At 53.3% G+C, this 15,424-nt stretch carries 10 protein-coding genes and 1 tRNA gene; 5 read left to right on the top strand and 6 right to left on the bottom strand.

The window, feature by feature from the left end:
* Positions 1 to 236 precede the first annotated feature (236 nt).
* Positions 237 to 6,599 (top strand): beta strand repeat-containing protein, encoded by a 6,363-nt coding sequence (locus tag CA54_RS19945; RefSeq protein WP_197532645.1) that lies wholly within the window; start codon positions 237 to 239, stop codon positions 6,597 to 6,599.
* A 157-nt stretch (positions 6,600 to 6,756) separates the two neighbouring features.
* Here CA54_RS19945 and CA54_RS19940 read toward each other — a convergent pair whose 3' ends face one another.
* Positions 6,757 to 7,044, bottom strand: coding sequence for a transposase (locus CA54_RS19940; RefSeq protein ID WP_146372751.1), 288 nt, complete (start codon positions 7,042 to 7,044; stop codon positions 6,757 to 6,759).
* Positions 7,045 to 7,379: 335 nt separating this feature from the next.
* Between CA54_RS19940 and CA54_RS19935 the strand changes: the two genes are divergently transcribed.
* Positions 7,380 to 8,144, top strand: a complete 765-nt coding sequence (locus tag CA54_RS19935) for an alpha/beta hydrolase (RefSeq protein WP_146372750.1) — start codon at positions 7,380 to 7,382, stop codon at positions 8,142 to 8,144.
* Positions 8,145 to 8,355: 211 nt separating this feature from the next.
* Here the strand turns inward: CA54_RS19935 and CA54_RS19930 are convergent, their stop codons facing one another.
* Positions 8,356 to 8,811, bottom strand: a complete 456-nt coding sequence (locus tag CA54_RS19930; protein ID WP_197532644.1) for an integrase core domain-containing protein — start codon at positions 8,809 to 8,811, stop codon at positions 8,356 to 8,358.
* Positions 8,812 to 9,031: 220 nt separating this feature from the next.
* Entirely contained in the window at positions 9,032 to 9,889 is an 858-nt protein-coding gene (locus CA54_RS19925; RefSeq protein WP_146372748.1) for an alpha/beta hydrolase, read from the bottom strand.
* Between the two features lie 763 nt (positions 9,890 to 10,652).
* Between CA54_RS19925 and CA54_RS19920 the strand changes: the two genes are divergently transcribed.
* Positions 10,653 to 11,354: a hypothetical protein gene (locus CA54_RS19920; protein ID WP_146372747.1), complete on the top strand. Its 702-nt coding sequence runs from the start codon at positions 10,653 to 10,655 to the stop codon at positions 11,352 to 11,354.
* A gap of 224 nt (positions 11,355 to 11,578) precedes the next feature.
* Here the strand turns inward: CA54_RS19920 and CA54_RS19915 are convergent, their stop codons facing one another.
* Positions 11,579 to 11,761: a hypothetical protein gene (locus CA54_RS19915; RefSeq protein WP_146372746.1), complete on the bottom strand. Its 183-nt coding sequence runs from the start codon at positions 11,759 to 11,761 to the stop codon at positions 11,579 to 11,581.
* A 66-nt stretch (positions 11,762 to 11,827) separates the two neighbouring features.
* Positions 11,828 to 12,043: a WD40 repeat domain-containing protein gene (locus CA54_RS19910; RefSeq protein WP_146372745.1), complete on the bottom strand. Its 216-nt coding sequence runs from the start codon at positions 12,041 to 12,043 to the stop codon at positions 11,828 to 11,830.
* A gap of 5 nt (positions 12,044 to 12,048) precedes the next feature.
* On the opposite strand from CA54_RS19910, the gene CA54_RS19905 reads away from it, so the two are divergent.
* Positions 12,049 to 12,213 (top strand): hypothetical protein, encoded by a 165-nt coding sequence (locus CA54_RS19905; RefSeq protein ID WP_231963139.1) that lies wholly within the window; start codon positions 12,049 to 12,051, stop codon positions 12,211 to 12,213.
* Positions 12,214 to 13,235: 1,022 nt separating this feature from the next.
* Here CA54_RS19905 and CA54_RS19900 read toward each other — a convergent pair.
* Positions 13,236 to 13,309: transfer RNA gene (locus tag CA54_RS19900), tRNA-Val, on the bottom strand.
* A gap of 207 nt (positions 13,310 to 13,516) precedes the next feature.
* Here CA54_RS19900 and CA54_RS19895 point away from each other — a divergent pair.
* Positions 13,517 to 15,388 carry a GTPase gene (locus CA54_RS19895; protein ID WP_146372744.1) on the top strand — a complete coding sequence of 624 codons (1,872 nt, stop codon included), beginning with the start codon at positions 13,517 to 13,519 and terminating at the stop codon, positions 15,386 to 15,388.
* Positions 15,389 to 15,424 lie beyond the last annotated feature (36 nt).

Below are 15,424 nucleotides of genomic sequence, written 5' to 3'. Positions count from 1 at the left end.
GCCTTACGATTGAAGCCTTATTCTCTTACTGATATTCGTACAAAAATCGGGCGGAGCAGGAGCTTTTCCCTCACTTCTCGGGACCTTCATTCTGGAAATTGGACGACAGTATGGCATTGCCCTGGATTCATGCGCGCCTCGCTTCTCTCTTCACTGCAAAAAGCAGAACTGAACAAAACACCCGACGAAGAAAACAGCAGCGTAATTGGTCGGCTGAGGTTTTGGAAACGCGGATATTGCTCTCCGCTTCGAGCATTGTGATCGATGGTGAGTTTAGTGATTGGGAGGCTGTCACAAGCTACACTGACGCCACTGACGATCAACACGACACTGATCACAACGGGCAGAATGACACCCCCAGTTATGTCGACCACCCCGACGTTGATTTACTGGAATACAAAGTTAGCCACGATGAAGAAAACTTCTATTTCTATTTCGAAGCGAGCGGCGAGATTGGTGCCACTCAACAGGAAAACCTAGCTGAAGGTCTGCGATCGGGTCGTTATTACGTCATCGTGACGATTGATGTCGATAACGATGACTCGACCGGCTACTGGCTGAACGAAGGGGGATATTATCCCACTTCAGACGGCTATGACATGAATGCCGAACTGGAATTCTATAACGGAGCTATCAATACGGGCCACTACCTGCTCCATGGTGCGTTAGATGATGCTGAGCTGGAACAATCGTTTGCCGATCAATCCGGTGGCAACTATGTATGGGGAGGCCCCCAAACCCAAGGGCCATTTGACCCGGGATTCGTGGAGATTAAAGCCGGCGACTACGACCACTACACCCAGTGGGTCTACAAAAACGACGACCCCGCTAATGGCGGAAACGATTCAGTCACCTTTGTCCAGGATAGAGGACCCGTCGTTACGGGAAACATCACATTTGCCCAATCTGCTGATAGTACCAAACTGGAAATGATGGTTCCGTTTGAAGGATTCCTGACTGACCAATTTGGTAACTCAATCATTGAATTGGGGCAAACGGTGGACCTCTCCTTCTCGCTGGAAGCGAGCGGCGAACTAAGTAACGAAGTGAGTCCTACAAACCCCAATGGAGAATGGGCCTCCGATACGGGATCGCCAATTGTCGGCTATGTTTTGACCACTCCCAAGGATTACGGCGACGCGCCTGATTCTTATTCGACGTTAGCAGCCAGCAACGGGGCCAGCCATCTGGGTGGGTCCGGTCTGCATCTGGGAGCGACTGTCGACACGGAATTTGATGGTCAACCCGATGTCAACGCCTCACTCGATACTTACGATGATGGAATCACAGCCATCACCGCTTTGATTGCCGGTGACAACGTCACCGGGACCGTGGTTGCTTCAAGTTCCGGTTTTCTCAATGGGTGGATCGATTACAACCAAGACGGTGACTTCGCTGATGACGGCGAACAGTTTGTCGTTGATCAAGCTGTGGTTGCAGGAGACAACGACCTGAACTTTACGATCCCTCTCGCCGCAGTCACTGGCTCTACTTACGCAAGACTGCGCGTTAGTACGCAAGCCGGCCTCTCTTATGATGGTGAAGCTGTTGATGGTGAAGTCGAGGACTATTTCATCACGATTTCAGGCGCCGAGACGGATCTGAACATTGAGAAATCCTCCGGTCCTACATCGGTCGCTCAAGGCGAAGCGGTTACTTACACCCTGACCGTGACAAACAATGGCCCCGTCGATGTGGTTGGAGCAACTGTCGCTGACACGTTCAACGCTGAACTGGAAAACATGACCTGGACGGCGGTGCTGTCGGCAGGTGCGAGTGGGAATACGAGCGGAACGGGTGACATCAATGAATTGATCGACCTCGCCTCCGGTTCCACAATCACATACACGGTCAGCGGAACCGTTACGGCGGATGCCCAATCGTTCGTCTTCAACAAGGCCTCGGTGACAACCCCTCATTTGGTGAATGACACCGACCTGACGAACAATAACGATTACGACATTGATGTCATCACCGTAAACACGGCAACCAGCCTTGGTGAATTCGTTGAAGGAGATATCGCTCCGGGCGTGAATGACGGTGACTTTGTCAAAGAAGTTGTTTTCGGCGATTTGAACGGCGACGGTTGGGACGACGCCGTGTTCGCGTTTGTCAATGGTGGACATCAGATTTGGTTTTATGACGAGAATGCGGAAATTCTCGTCGATTCGGGCCAAGCCTTGGCAATTGAAGCAAACCCTGCGGCAGCGCACCATGCCTTGGGAACTGAAATTGCTGACTTCAACAACGATGGTTACCTCGACATCGTGGTACTGGTCAAATCGACTCAAGCCGTTTATCTGAATGATGGTGCGGGTAACTTCGGTACCGGTATCGATATCGTTGGAATCAGCAGCCTCGAAGCTTATGAAGTCGAAGTGGGTGACCTCGATGGCGATGGGGATGTGGACCTGATCGTGGCAGACGATGACGGCTCCAGCTTCGGTGGTACCGGAAATAGCCTGCTGCTCTTCAATGACGGTAGCGGCAGCTTCACGCAGATCACCTCAATGCCGATGACCACAGCCGATGATGATACCTGGGATACCACAGTGGGAGACTTCGACGGTGACGGTTCTCTCGACATCGTCTTCGCCAACTTCAATTCCGGCCAAACAAGTGAACTTTGGTTGAATGATGGATCGGGCACGTTCACGAAGTCCGCCCAGGACTTTGGGGAAAATCGTCATTGGAATGTCGAACAGGGTGACTTTGATGACGATGGTGACCTTGATTTAATGCTCGTCGTTAACAGTGGTGATCCCGATTACGTGGAACTGTGGCGCAACGACGGAGTGGGCAACTTCAGTTATGACAGCCAACGCACTTTCACCAATGAAAATGGCCAGGGAGGCATTGAAGGCATCCAAATTGGTGACCTCGATGGCGATGGCGACCTCGACGCTTTCTTTTCCACATATGGTGTAAATGGCACGATCCAGACGTGGGAAAATGACGGCTCCGGTACTTTTACGACTGGTTTCGTTTCGACCTTCATCACTCCCACTGCGCCTGACACCGCGGGGGGCTGGCGATCCCGATTGAGCGACGTGGATGGTGATGGCGACCTGGATGCGTTTGTATTTGAAGGGTTAAATGAACAAGTTCATTACTTTGAAAACATCAACAACGTCGCTCCGACGATAGCTGTTGATTCCTCGTCTATCACCGTTCCTGAAGGAACTGCTGCGACCAACACCGGTACATTCGGCGATACGGCTGGTGATACTGTCAGTCTTTCCGCGTCGATGGGCACGATCATTGACAACAACAACGGGACCTGGAGTTGGTCCTACGATACGACCGATGGCCCTGATGAAAGCGACACGGTCACGATCACCGCAACCGATGGCGACGGCGCAGCGGCACAAACCACATTTGCATTAACGGTCGACAATGTGGCCCCAACGGTAGCCGCTGACAATGCGACGGTGTCTGTTTCGGGGGGAAGCACTGCCAACAACAGCGGCGTTTACAATGATGTCGGGGACGACACCGTCACTGTGACAGCTTCCATTGGCACGCTGGTCGACAACAACAACGGCACTTGGTCCTGGTCGTTCGACACGACCGGCGAACCCAACGGCGGTCAAACGGTGACGATCACGGCGACCGATAGTGACAACGTAGCCACCCAGACGTCATTCAGCCTGACCATTAACAATCTGCCGCCCACCGTCGGCGTCGACCAGGCCACGGTGGCCGTCAATGAAGGAGGCACGGCCAATAACAGTGGCACGTACGGGGATGCGAATGGCGACCCCGTGACCGTCACCGCGTCGATGGGTACGATCATTGACAACAACGACGGGACCTGGAGTTGGTCTTACGATACGACCGATGGCCCTGACGACAGCACCGTGGTCACAATCACGGCGACAGATGATGCAAACGCGGCCGCGCAGACGACCTTCTCGTTGACGGTGAATAATCTCGCTCCGACGGTCGGGGCTGACAATTCGTCCGTCACCGTAGACGAAAACGACACCGCGAATAATACGGGTACCTATGGCGATGCCGGAAACGATGGCATTGTGCTCTCTGCATCTGTCGGTACGATTGTCGACAACAACAATGGGACCTGGAGTTGGTCATACGATACGACGGATGGCCCTGACGACAGCACAGCTGTCACCATCACCGCAACCGATAGTGATGGCGCTGCTTCGGAAACGACATTTGCGTTAACGGTCAATAACGTTGCTCCGGGAGTGGGAGTCAATAGTGCCTCTGTCGAGGTCATTGAAGGCAATACCGCAAATAATAGCGGCAGCTATGGCGACGTTGGTAATGATAACGTATCTCTTTCCGCTTCAGTGGGGACCGTCGTTGACAATAACGACGGCACATGGAGTTGGTCCTTTGATACAACGAGCACTGCAGACAGTGGGACAGTGACGATTACAGCCACAGATAGCGATGGTGCTGAATCGGAGATTTCGTTCGCATTGACGGTTGGAAATGCCGTTTCGGAACCGGCTGTTCGATCTGAAGTTCTCACGGGCGTAACCGATCAGTGGCAAATTGTTACTCTCGATCATACTTACAACTCGCTGGTTGTGGTTTCAACGGTGAATAGTCAGGCGGGAGACCCACCCGTTGTTTCTCGTATCCGTAATGCCAACGGAAACAGCTTTGAAATCAAACTACAACGGACCGACGGATCGACGACGGCAATTCCGGGCAGGAACGTTCATTACATTGCCGTGGAAGAGGGGAGTTACAACGAAACTGACCATGGAATTACCATGGAAGCGGTCAAGTATGATTCCAGCATCACCGACAACAACAGCAGTTGGGCGGGAGAACAACAAGAATATCAAAACAGCTACACCGCTCCGGTGGTGATTGGTCAGGTGATGACCGAGAATGATTCCGGTTTTTCCGCCTTCTGGTCACGCGGATCGAGTAGGTCCAATGTTCCAACACCCACCGATTTTTACGTGGGAAAACATGTTGGCGAAGATTCCGATCGAATTCGGAACGATGAAACCCTTGGCTTTATCGTGATTGAATCGGGCTCAGGAACCATTGACGGCTTGAATTTCACCGCCGGCCTGGGGGCAGATTCCGTTTTGGGAATCGATAACAGCCCTGCGTACAATTACAACTTCGCAATCAGTGGAACACCGCTGTCAGCTGTCGTCTCACAGGCTGGCATGGACGGCAATAATGGCGGTTGGGCTGTACTCTATGGAGCAGACCCGCTGTCCGCTAATTCACTGGGGCTTGCGATTGATGAAGACATCGCTAAAGACAGTGAACGAAGTCATACTTCCGAACAAGTGGCCTATATCGTCTTTTCTGAACCAACTCCCGTTCAAATTGGTAACCCTGAATTTCGTACTGATGTTCTCGGCGGGGTCTCGGATCAATGGCAGACGGTCGAAGTGGGGCACACCTATGATTCGATGGTTGTTGTTGCCACAGTGAATAGCAAGGCGGGAGACCCTCCCGTGGTGACCCGTATTCGGAATGCCAACGGAAATAGTTTTGAAATCAAATTGCAACGAACCGATGGATCGGTAGACCCAATTTCGGCGATGAAGGTCCATTATACGGTGGTCGAAGAAGGTGTTTACACTCAGGCCAACCATGGAATTACGATGGAAGCAGTCAAGTTCGTCTCGACCAGGACAGACGAAAACAATAGTTGGGTCGGTGAGGAACGTAGTTATGCCAACAACTACAGCGCTCCGGTTGTTGTCGGGCAAGTGATGTCTGAAAATGATGCTGGTTTTTCAACCTTCTGGTCTCGTGGTACTTCGCGAACCAACGCTCCGTCTGCCAACAGCCTTTATGTCGGTAAAAACGTCGGCGAAGATCCTGACTCAACACGAAATGATGAAACCATCGGTTACATCGTGATTGAATCGGGCTCAGGAACCATCGACGGCTTAAATTACACTGCTGGTTTGGGGGCTGATTCCATTGCTGGATACGGCAACAGCCCTGCTTACAATTACAATGTCTCGACGGATGGCGCGCCAATTTCGGCAGTTGCCTCACTGGCTGGTATGGATGGCGGTAACGGCGGCTGGGCCGTTCTCTACGGTGAAACACCGCTTTCTTCAAATGAGTCCAGTAACACGATTGGTCTTGCGATTGATGAAGATGTCGCCGGAGATACTGAAAGAAGTCATACCACCGAACAGGTCGCTTATCTGATCTTCTCGCAGGGACCAGTTGCGGTTGTCGCCGCCGGCGAAAATGTAGCCGCTGGCTTTAATCCCGCTGCAAGGAACACCAACCCGCAAGTTACTGCCGATCCTTCACCGGCTTTGTTGCCGTCTTCCAAGAATGGCGAGAAAAGTACCGTCTACTTGGTCGACGCAACCAGCGAATCCACATCTCTGTTCGATGTAGACAATGCAGCCGCCGAAGACGCCGCCCGACTGGTCGGAACGTCCCTGTTGGACCTTACGATTGACGATAAGTTTCATGAATCCATCGTCGAGATGTTGGCAACGGCTCCACTGAAGACTATTGGCAGCAGCGATGAGACCGATTACGAGCGAATCTTCGCAGAAATCGGCGGGTTGCTAACGGATGAATTGGCTGCGGGGTTCACAATGATTCGCGCGGACCAGTCACAGTGAGCGACGAAAGTCGAACGACGATAGTGGGTTGGTCTCAAGGTTTCCTGGAAGGACTATCGGCGGAAACAACGGTAGTAAGCCGCAGTTGTCATTTTCAAATTGGTGGGTTTTGGGGTAAGACGCTCACGGAGAGTGCGTCGTGTGGAAATCCTACTGATCAGTGAAGCATGCGGCAAGTTCGCACCATTGAATCGACCCGATCAGGTCGTTCGCGGCGAACAATATCATCGAGTACGAAGGTGTTGTTCCCCGCTGGCGGATCAATGCATGAGGACGGTAAATGCCCACAGGACGAATGGGTGCGATCTTCGTCTTGATAACGGACATATTCACCGATGAGGTAATTCAGGTGCTGCTCACCAAACAACAGATAATTGTCCAAACATTCCTGGTTGATGCTTTGGATCACCTGCTCGCAGCGCGAATTCAGGTTGGGGTTTTGCACCAGTAACCTGCCCCCATCAACCGAGACCAGAGCCTGATATACGATTCAGATTTCTGGTCCCAAAGAAGGAGGCCGGTCAGTCGAAGATTGTCCAACTTCGAGCACTTCGACTCATCAAGAAATTTGGGCGGTAGAGATAACCGCTGAGGTTTTTGATTTTGTAGTGGCTACCCGGTAAGTGCGACTACGTTGCAGCCAGCATCTCACATCGTAGAATCGGTGTTGTCGTAGTTTCGATTTCTGCGCTTCGTCAAAGTTAGCCAGTGTGCCGGGCAACATGCGATGAGGGCGCTTTCGCGATAGTTTTATGTTCTTAGAATCGGGAATGTTTCTTCATGGACACCGTCGTCTTTATCCACGGCACTAATGCTGGGCCCTGGACCTTGGCGAACTTTGCCGAGTATTTTGCTGGGAAAGGGTTTGCCTGTCATTGCCCGGCCTATCGCCACCACGACCCGTCGCCATCACCAAAAGATGCAGTGCTGATGAAGGGGTTAAGCATTGCCGACTATGTGGAGGACATCGCATCATTCGTTGGGACGCTGAATACCCAGCCCATCCTAATTGGTCACTCACTGGGTGGCATTGTCGCCCAGAAGCTCGCGAGTCGCGGCCTGGCCAGCGCTATCGTACTGCTGAATGGCAGCGTCAACTGGGGAATCCTGCCGACAACAGACCACGAGCGGGAACTAGCCAAGATGTTCATCTCTGCTGGCGCGTTTTGGGAGGAGACGCTGCTTCCCGACTTTGAAACCATGGCGCGGTTTGGTCTTAACAAGCTCGATGTTCAGGAGCAGAAGCGGGTGTTCGACCGGTTAGGGCCAGAGTCGGGACAGGTTATGTTCGAACTTTTTTTCTGGATGTTCGACGTCAACCAGACGACTAGGATCGACTATGACGCCATCAAATGTCCGGTCCTGATGGTGTCCGGTACGGACGATATAGCCGTCCCGCCGTCAACATCGCGGCTGATCGCTGAGCGCCACGGTGAGCGCACCACATTTCATGAGGCGCCCGGCTACGGTCACTATTTGAGTTTGGAACCAGCGTGGAAGGAGATCGCGGAACTCTGCGTAGACTGGATTGACCGGCAGGCGTGATACGAGACGCGCGGTCCAAAAACAATGATGGACGAAAGTTAAACGACGAAACGACGTTCCACTGAAAATCGCTTGACAGAACTGTCGGCGGAAATCATGGTCTCTAGCCCCAGTTGCTATTGCAAATTGGGAGATTGTCACGGTCAGTGCGCAAGACGAGCGCAGCCGCGAAGACGTTGGCGAAATCACGCAGCCCGTTCATACCATTGAATCAACCCGCCGAGTCGTTCGCAGCGAACAATATCTCGAGTACGATGGTCTTATTCTCCGGTGGCGGATCAATGCACGATGGCGGTAAATTCCCACAGGAAGAATGGGCGCGATCGTCTTTGTAATAACGGATGTATTCACGGGCGAGGTAGTTCAGATGCTGCTCGCCGAAGACCAGAAAATTGTTCAGGCATTCCTGCTTGGTGCTTTGGATGATTCGTTCGCATTTGGAATTCAGGTTGGGGTTCTGTACCGGTAGGACCTTGATCTTTACCCCTTCGGCTTTGAGCACATCGTCAAACTGAGCTGTGAAATTTGTGTCGCGATCTCGGATCGAATGGGTGAACTCTTCACCCTTGTCCTCGAGGTCCAACAGGAAGAACCTAGCCTGCTGATCCAACTGAGCGGCGTCGGACTGCAGCGCCACCGGCTTAGCGTAGATCTTTCGAGTTCCCAAGTTGATGAAGACGAGAGTGACATATTCGACGTTGAAACGCCGGTTTGTCGAAGGCTGCGATACCTCTTTTTGTCGCGCATCCTGTTAACCAGTGGGGCAAAGGTTTTGGTACTTCTTTTCGGTTAACGGGACTTTCGGTATCGGGGGCCGTTTTAGAAGGGTAACTTTTTCAATTAATCTGTCAGTCTACCATGAAACATCTTATTGGAACCGAACGGGATCACTGTTTGGCCAGGTGTTTCTCAAACCAAGTCGCCATTTCCGCGACGGATCGTTGCATGTCATCTGGGGTGAAACCGTGCCCGGAGTTTTCAAACTCGATCAATTGGTTTGGAATCTTTTTGGCATCGAATTCCGCTTGAATCTTGCGGCTATGATCGATCGGCACGAGGTCGTCCTTTGCTCCAGCGAGTAAGAGTGTCGGTGCATCGTCGGGAGTGACATACCTCAAGGGGGAATGACTTTCCGCTTCCTTCATTCCCAGATCGAGCGCCGGGAAATTTGCGTAAGCCGGCAATCGCTGCGGGTAGTCCTTTACCATAATCGTCAGATCGGTTGGAGCGACGAACGCCACTACGGCCTGTACCCGGTCGCTGATTCTACCGACGGGGTCCTTGTCGTCCGGGTTCCCTTCGTCGGCCGTTGTGCCGAGTATCAGGGAGAGGTGTCCTCCCGCGCTCATACCGAACACGCCCAGTCGATTTGGGTCAATCTTGTACTTGCCGGCATTTTTGCGAATGAAACGGACACTGCGGCGAACGTCTGAGACGGCATCGGGAATTCCGTAACGCGGGCTGCTGCCATGCCGGACCGCGAAGACCGTGAATCCTTTGTCGGTCAGCGGTTTGAAAAGCCCCTGCATTTGTTCCGGGGGCGCCCAATGCGAGTACCACCCACCGCTGACCATAAACAGAATTCCAACGCCATTTGCGTCGTGCGTTGGCGTGAATACGTCGAACGTCAGCGCGAGGCCGTCCTTGTGGCCGTACACGACGTCTGGAGTAATGCTCAGGCCTGAATCGTCGGCGAGAGCTATCGTCGGAACAAGCAGCAGGCAAAGTGCGATAAAAGACCGCATGTTATCAATCCTCAAATGAAATCGTGGTTTAATTGGGAGTGATCAACCGATTTTCCCGAGATGGATTTTGGCTAAGCTACGTCGGCGGGCAGTTCCACCGATGATAACCTCATGCGGCGTGGTATTCCATAAAATGGAGTCGTTTTCGCCCGACTCGACGCACCTCGAGTGGCCGGAAAGACCGGCCTGCCCCGTTTCCGTTTAAAGGACACCCCCGTTCGAAACTCTCGAACTCTCCGGTTCGGGGTGGGCTGGCGTTTAACGGGACGGGCAATAGTACGCTAGAATGATTTCCTTGCTAGTTTACAGAAATTGTGTTCGAATTTATGAATACTGTACGATGATCATACAGGTTGGCATTGGCGCCTCGAATTCGCCACGTATTAAATAAACACCGGCTGTGACGTATTTTCCTCGTTGCGTCGCGCCCTTGATTAGTCAGCTGCTTTTTCCGTCGCGGACGAACGGCCGAAACTAATGATCATGACCGGCAAGCAGGGATATAGAGTCGCCTCATCGTGCATAGCATCTTCAAGGTGATTTACGCGCCCTTTTCGTTGGATGTGGGAAGAGTCTCCTGCCATGTGATCAGCCAGGAAGGTTGGTAAAGTCATCAGAAGTTTACCAAGATTTACCAAATAGCGCCCGCCCATTCATCTGCCTCGGTTACATTCGTCGGTCACATCTCTAATAATTTGGAGCAAATCGCTTTTTTTGTATCATACGAGGAGCACATTCCTGTTTTTCAATACGGCGCTATGCCATGCTTGTGAGCCAACGCGACCTATTTCATCATAACGAAGTTACGTATTCTGTCGCTGCGACGAGTAACGGCGATGTATTCGATGTAGAGGTCTTCGACATACCAATCTTGGCTTACATCACCGGCTGCGTCCGAGGGTACGTCGCGGAATACGCAACGTTGGATGAAAGATTAATACTTAATACTCTCTTTGTTAGCCCCGTCAGATCAAACCACAGCGCGCCATACGGTTTCGAAGCCATAGATGGCCCTCCGATCGATGGTGTCGCCCCGTCGCCACCGCCTGACGGCGAATCCTCAAATTTCCACAATTGCTACCAGGATTTGAATGTCCATCTGGAATATAGCGGCGGCGTACTATTGACACGTGAGTGGATTGACTATGACGCTGCTCAACTGGGTTACAATGATGCCTCATGGCGTATTGACGTTGACTATAGTGATCTCAATGATGATGCCGTCGCCTCGTGGAGCCTGGAAGCATTTGAACTTGTCTTTGAATCTGGCGAATTGATCGGGGCATACGATCGTTCAGATCCAGTCGCCGAGATCCAAGAAAGAATTCGACGACTCCCCAGCATTGAAAAACCAGCGTTGAAGCGTTTTAAAAGGCAACTCCGCAAATTCGTCAAGTCGTCGTTCAAACATAAGTATGGGCTCGGATATAGTTGGGTCAAATCACTTTCCTGGCCTTATTCGTGAGACTTCCATTACCCTTGGCACCGGAATTCGAATAAGTCTCAGGTATAAATCGTCTGGATTTGGATAGGCTGGATGGTTGACGGGTTGGGCAATCGCTCCATGGGACAATTGACACGCCACCTCCTGTCAGCAATACCACTCCCATGAGCAGAATCACTTCCCGGTGTAGCATTTGGGCTTTGGGGCCGCGTTCGGTACGCCGAAACCGAGGTACCTGCCCTCGCCTAACGGTCCTTCATCGTTGCCACCTTCCCAGTGCGGTTATGAAACTGGCGGCGCGTGAGGATTTCGATTGCTCCCGTTGGTTTTTCGAGGATGTATCGGAATCCGCGATCGACAATCACGGGATTGCCGTCGAGAATGCGACCGTCGGGGGCAACTTTGACAGATTCACCGTCGCCAAACACTTGCAAAATTCAAAGTTGCTGCTGGGTCGAGGCGTCCCACAGGCGAATCTTGCTATCCCGTCCTCCTTAAGCGATCCATTGGCCGTCGGGACACCAAGCGATGCAGGTCGCCCGGTTTTCATGCCCTTTAAGTAAAGCCTCCGATTGTCCGTCCGGTGTCCATAACTGGATCGTACCATCGTCGCTGTCGGTGGCGAGTTGCGTTCCATCTGGATTCCACGCTACTGCCCCGGTCAATTGGCCGATGTTCAATATGCGTTCCAGCTTACGTTGAGGAGACATCTGCGATGGAGAAATGGCCTATTGGCGTGTTCGCTTCGGTCGATGTCGGCTTGGGGGTGCATCTGGAAGTGGCACAGGACCTGGAGGTGCCGACCGTGCAGGTGTATGCGCCGCACAAAGAGACCCGCACCAAACAGACCGCACAGGTAAAATTATTCAGCCTAACTTAATCTGCAGTCGCAGTCTGGATTGGCGATTCGCCGTCTCAACGGACCTCCGCCCCTTAGTTTTGGATGTTAACTCTCGATTCAGCGGTACCGAACTTACGGCGCTGCAAAATCCAAACCTAGCGGAGCGGGTTGGACGAGCGTTTGAGCCAAGATCACTGACTCACGTTACGAGTCCGTTTCGAGAGTAGCCGCTCCCACACACGCGACGGAATCTCATTGAGTTCTTCGGTGCGGACCGAATAATTGGCTCGATCACCTCAGCAGAGGCTGATAGTTGGGCCGCGTGGTTGGCTGCCCATGAGCAACTGGCGGAAAACACGGTTCACAAGAGATCAGCAAATGTGAAGATGTTCTGCCGCTTAGCCGCGCGTAGAAAGCAAATCACAACGAACCCCTTCGCTGATTTGGTCGGCTCAGTGATTCCGTCGCGCGGCTGCCAGTACTTTATCCCCAAGGAGATCGTGCCGTTGAAATGGAGGGTATTGACTGGGGGGATCGTCGAGTTCTGATCACTTCGCCCAAAACGGAGAGGTATCCCGGAGGTGACAGCCGAGTCTGCACGATATTTCCCGAGGTCTTTCCCGCCCTTCAGGATGCTTTTGGCACAGCATCGGAAGGAGACGTCTATATCTTCCCATCAGTCCGGTCAGGCGATTAGAATCTGCGGACGTGGCTCAAACGAGCGATCGTGAAAGCTGGCCTCACGCCTTTGCCGCGTCTGTGGCAGAACTTTAGGGCGACTCGATCGACTGAGCTGGCGGACCTGTTCCCATCGCATGAGGCCGCAGCCTGGCTTGGGCACACCGAGAAGATTGCTGACGGGCATTACCGTCAAGTGACGGCTGACCATTTCAATCGAGCCACGAAGGAACCGACCGGGCCGCGAACACGGCCAGAGATTCTGGCACAGAATCCGGCACATTCACCGCACGTCAAGTCTCATCAAGCCTCTTCAAGGAATGAAAAGCCCCCTGTGTTTCAGGGGTCTGAGGTAAGCCGTGATACATTGACGAGCGAATAAGTGGGCGATACAGGACTCGAACCTGTAACTTCTTCCGTGTAAAGGAAGCACGCTAACCAATTGCGTCAATCGCCCCAGTGAGCTGCGTCGGACAATCTAGGGAATCGATCCGGCGCTGTCAATGAATCTTGCCGATGAGCGAATCACTGAGTGGATTTCGTGGCAAATTGCGAAAAAATCCGCCCGTACTGAACTTCTGTGATTTTTGCGGCTTCTGCTATACTCTTCGTTCGATTGGCGCGCCGGCGCCGCTCTATCAACTTCGCGGAGACCCACACCAATATGGCCACGCCGTTTGCCGAAAGTGCACAGGGAGTGCGGCGTTTGCATGCCGCGGTTGTGGAGTTGGAGCAGTCGACGCGGTTGTTGCAGTTGCCCCCACTCGCCGGACGGGAGTGGTACGAACTGCTGACCCGCAAGTTGATGCCGCAACTGGTCGGCGATCCCTACATCGTCGCCGCTGTCGTCGGTGGGACCAATATCGGCAAAAGCGTGGTGTTCAATCATCTGGCAGGCTGCGACGCCAGTGCCACCAGCCCGCTCGCCTCGGGGACAAAACATCCCACCTGCCTGGTTCCCCAGGGGTTTTCGCAACGGCATGATCTTTCGGCCATTTTCCAGGGCTTCGTCGTCAAGGAGTGGACCGATGCAGCTGCGCCGCTGCAAGAGGTGGCCGAGCACCGGTTGTTTTGGCGGATGATTCCGGAATTGCCGGAGAATTTGCTGGTGCTCGATACGCCCGACATCGATAGCGATGCAGAGGTCAATTGGCACCGCGCCGATTGCATTCGGCATTGCGCCGACGTGTTGATCGCCCTGTTGACCCAACAAAAATATAACGACGCCGCCGTCAAACAGTTTTTTCGCAAAGCGGCCGTCGAAGGCAAGGCGGTCATCGTTGTCTTCAATCAATGCCAACTCCCCGACGACGAACAATATTGGCCGCTATGGCTGGACACCTTTTGCCGGGAAACAGAGATTCGACCTGAATGCGTGTATCTGGCTCCGCACGATCGCGAAGCGGCGGAGAATGGTCGGCTGCCGTTTTACATTCGCGAATTTCCTGTCCCCGACGAACCGTCGGCCGCGCTTGACGATGCCCGCGACCTGTCGGCGGAATTGTCGCAACTTCGTTTTGACGACATCAAATATCACACGTTGCAAACCTCGTTGGCCCGATTGTTGGACCCACAACAGGGTGTGCCGGGATACTTGGATGAAGTGCGGCTCAAAAGCCTCGACTTTCAATCAGCGGCCGAATTGTTTTCGTCGAATCAGCTGGCTCGCATCGATGACTGGCCGCCCGTGCCGAATTCATTGCTTGTGTATCACGTTCGCGACTGGTGGCGGGAACAGCGCGAGGGATTTCCTCGGGCGGTGCACAATTTTTACAACACCGTCGGCCGCGGTGTCGTTGCCCCGTTTCGCTGGGCGCGGAATCATATCGCGGGTGAACCGACCGACCCGCTGGAGGAATACCGCAGCCGGGAATGGAATACGATCGTCGAAGCCATCAGCCGCCTGTATGACGGATTGACACAACTGAGCCAATTCGGCAATGCCCTGCTGCAGCCACGATTGGAAAAAGTCCTAGCCGGAAAATCACGTGAGGCATTGTTGGAGACCCTCTCGACCGAATACAAATCGCTGGATTTGGCGGACGAGATGTCACAACTCGTCGCGGCACAGATGCATACCTTCCGCGACGACAGCCCACAGATGTATTCGTTTTTAAAACGTCTGGATACCGTTGCTGCCGCAGCCCGGCCGATGACGTCGGTCGTGTTTTTCTTTGCCGGCGGCCTACCGGTCGGCCAAGCGGTCTCTCCTTTGATGGGAGACGCCATGACGCAAGCCGCCGTGCATATCGTGGGGGATATCGCCGGCGGCACCGGAGCTGTTGTGGTGGGCGAAGCGGCTGTGAGTGGCACGTCCGAGGGGTTGCGGTATCTAGAAAGCAAGTTCCGCCAACTCCAAGCTGGTTTCACAGCCCGGCGGGTGACTTGGTTTTCCGAACTACTGCGTGCGCATCTGCTCGGTTCGCTACAAGAAGAACTCCAATCCGCCGCCGACCTGCCGCAATCGGATTTGTTTGCCAGCGTGCAAGCGATCATCGACGACCTGCGACGGCAGCCGGTGGATGTGCGGGGTTAGGCGTGCAATCGTCGCACAGACGCTTGCCGTTTATCG

Source organism: Symmachiella macrocystis, from assembly GCF_007860075.1.
Lineage (GTDB): Bacteria > Planctomycetota > Planctomycetia > Planctomycetales > Planctomycetaceae > Symmachiella > Symmachiella macrocystis.
The sequence above is the reverse complement of the archived record's forward strand: the minus strand, read 5'-3'. Positions and strand labels throughout refer to the sequence as shown.

Excerpts from the sequence above, each read along its gene's own strand:
- CA54_RS19935 (WP_146372750.1), top strand. The coding sequence starts at position 7,380 with ATGGACACCGTCGTCTTTATCCACGGCACTAATGCTGGGCCCTGGACC.
- CA54_RS19925 (WP_146372748.1), bottom strand. The coding sequence starts at position 9,889 with ATGCGGTCTTTTATCGCACTTTGCCTGCTGCTTGTTCCGACGATAGCT.
- CA54_RS19920 (WP_146372747.1), top strand. The coding sequence starts at position 10,653 with ATGCTTGTGAGCCAACGCGACCTATTTCATCATAACGAAGTTACGTAT.
- CA54_RS19910 (WP_146372745.1), bottom strand. The coding sequence starts at position 12,043 with ATGTCTCCTCAACGTAAGCTGGAACGCATATTGAACATCGGCCAATTG.
- CA54_RS19905 (WP_231963139.1), top strand. The coding sequence starts at position 12,049 with ATGGAGAAATGGCCTATTGGCGTGTTCGCTTCGGTCGATGTCGGCTTG.
- CA54_RS19895 (WP_146372744.1), top strand. The coding sequence starts at position 13,517 with ATGGCCACGCCGTTTGCCGAAAGTGCACAGGGAGTGCGGCGTTTGCAT.